General features: G+C 61.1%; 2 protein-coding genes. Both read right to left on the bottom strand.

Translation table 11 applies throughout. From position 1 onward, the window contains the following. Positions 1 to 110: 110 nt before the first annotated feature. Complete coding sequence (locus tag AC0AP0_RS12595) at positions 111 to 1,097, bottom strand: hypothetical protein (RefSeq protein ID WP_490430736.1); 987 nt, start codon at positions 1,095 to 1,097, stop codon at positions 111 to 113. Next, positions 1,075 to 2,070 (bottom strand): ATP-binding cassette domain-containing protein, encoded by a 996-nt coding sequence (locus tag AC0AP0_RS12600; RefSeq protein ID WP_490430737.1) that lies wholly within the window; start codon positions 2,068 to 2,070, stop codon positions 1,075 to 1,077. Before AC0AP0_RS12600 ends, AC0AP0_RS12595 begins: the two co-directional genes overlap by 23 nt. Between the last annotated feature and the right edge of the window lie 38 nt (positions 2,071 to 2,108).

Genomic DNA, 2,108 nt, shown 5'->3' on the forward strand with positions numbered 1-2,108 from the left:
GAGCCTACTGCCGCCAAGCGCACGGCCAAATATGGTCCCGACAATCTGGCCCGTTGGAGGCAACTGGTGGCCCGATACGGGGTGCCGGACCTGCAGCCCCTGGCTAAGTACTACGGCATGACCATCGTCTGATCCGGTCGGGTCGACCCCCAGGAACTGCGGAAACGACCAGCGAATTCGCGCGCCATCCACGGGTCTGGTTGATAGGGGTCGACTGGATCGGTCCGGCAGTCCGCGACGGCTTTCAGGAAAGAGATCATGCCCTGTGGCCCGTAAGCGTAAGGGGCTGCGCACCAGACCGGGTTTCCCTCCAAAATCAGCGGCCGATCCGACCCACGGAGGAAGGCCAGGTCCACGCTGATTGGAGCAGAAGATCGACCATTGGTTGCCTGGAGGGCGCAGTCCTCGGCGATTGTTCGGTGTTTGGGATCGAAAACTGCACCGTCAAAAATCGTGGTGATGGCCCTAGAGCCCTCACCTTCATGCAGGCAGTATCCGCTGGATGCTGCAATCCGTCCCTTGTTGATGATGACCCGCCACTCCTCTTGGATATCGGGCAGGTGGGTCTGGATGCGAATCAACGATTGCGCAGGGGCCGTCCGCAGCTTGCTCTGCAGATCTTCAAGGTTTCGCCGGGCTGCAGGCAGGCCCGATACCCGACCGACGGCCAGCTGCGACCAGGGGCGCTGCCCCAAGCCCGATGGCAGTCGGCGCCAGGCCAGAATGGTTTCGGCCGTCACAGTCAGAATTCTGCGTCCGGTCAGGGACTGGTCCAGTCCATCCAGCCACATGGTCGGTGGGGCTGACAGGGCCCATGAGGGACGGCCGCGGGATGCCAGCCAGGCGTTCTGGGCAATCAGCAGCCCTGGGGTGATCCATATCGCTTCCTTGATGCCGACATCCCGAACGGGTCCGAATCCATGGTGATGGTGCAGGATGATTCCCTGTTGCCGATGTGGGTCCTTGTTGCACAAATCGATTTGTTCGGCCATGACCCTGGGTATCCACTCCTCATGGGTGATGACCGAACAAATCAGTGCAGCGCCATCCGTCTCCGGTCCGGAAGGCTGAGGCTCAATCGACGATGAATCGGTCATCGTAGGTGCCCTCGTCTACGGTGTCCGAACCGCCTGAGGTCAGGATGATCACAGTGCAGTCATGACGGCGGGAGATTCGCTTCAGTGTGGCGAGCAGGGTGTCCCAGTCGCTCGGCTCCAGCCCCTCGGTGGGTTCGTCGGCAATGAGCACGTCGCATTCGCAGCACAGAGCACGGGCCACGGAGGCCAGGCGGAAGTCCAAGTGGCCCAGATCAGCGGTCAGCTTGTCCTGCAGGCGTTCCGGGAAGCCCACTTCGTCCAGCAGTTGACGGGCCAGATTGTCCTTGGGGCCCAAGAAAGTACGCCCACTGGCTTCCATGGTGTAGACAAGATTCTGTACGGCGGTCAGGTCACGCCTCAAGGCGTCGGTACCAAAGATGGCTCCGATTTGATGGCCGCGATAATCAGAAGCCAGCAACTGGCGCAGGTCCGTGCCCCGGAAGAGCACGCTGCCCTGGGTAGGGGCGCGCAGGCCGGTCATCAGGGCCATCAGCGCGGCCCGTCCGGAAGGCGAGGTGGTCTCCACCGAGTAGATGCGGCGGCGCTGGAATTCCAGATCGACATCGTCCAGGATCTGTTCGGGGCGACCCTTGACCTTGCGCGTGTAATCCACATGCTTCAGGGAGAGCACCGGGTAGCCGCCAGGAACCAGCACCCGCTGGTCATCGGTCTCCAGCAGTGGGTCCTCTTCCTGATCGTCATCGAGATCTTCGGTATCTTCATGCTCGATGACCACTTTGAAGGCAGCCAGTGAGACATCTTCTTCCGAAGAGTCATCCTCCTCGGACTTTTTGTCTGTTTCCGTCTCCGACCCTGTGCTGGGTTCGGACAGGGGTTCGGAGACGGTGCTCTCGTCGGCTTTTTGCTCGGCATCGGCCGTTGTCTGAACAGCTTGCTTCTGATCGGCGGCCTTGGTTGCGGTCTTTTCCTGGGACTCTTCGTCTGGCTGCTGGTCCGATGTCTTTTCGCTCATGCCTCGTCCTCCAGGTCGTTGGTGTATAGCTGGGCGGT

It is taken from the genome of Bifidobacterium sp. POST2/T3 (B1), from assembly GCF_058197115.1.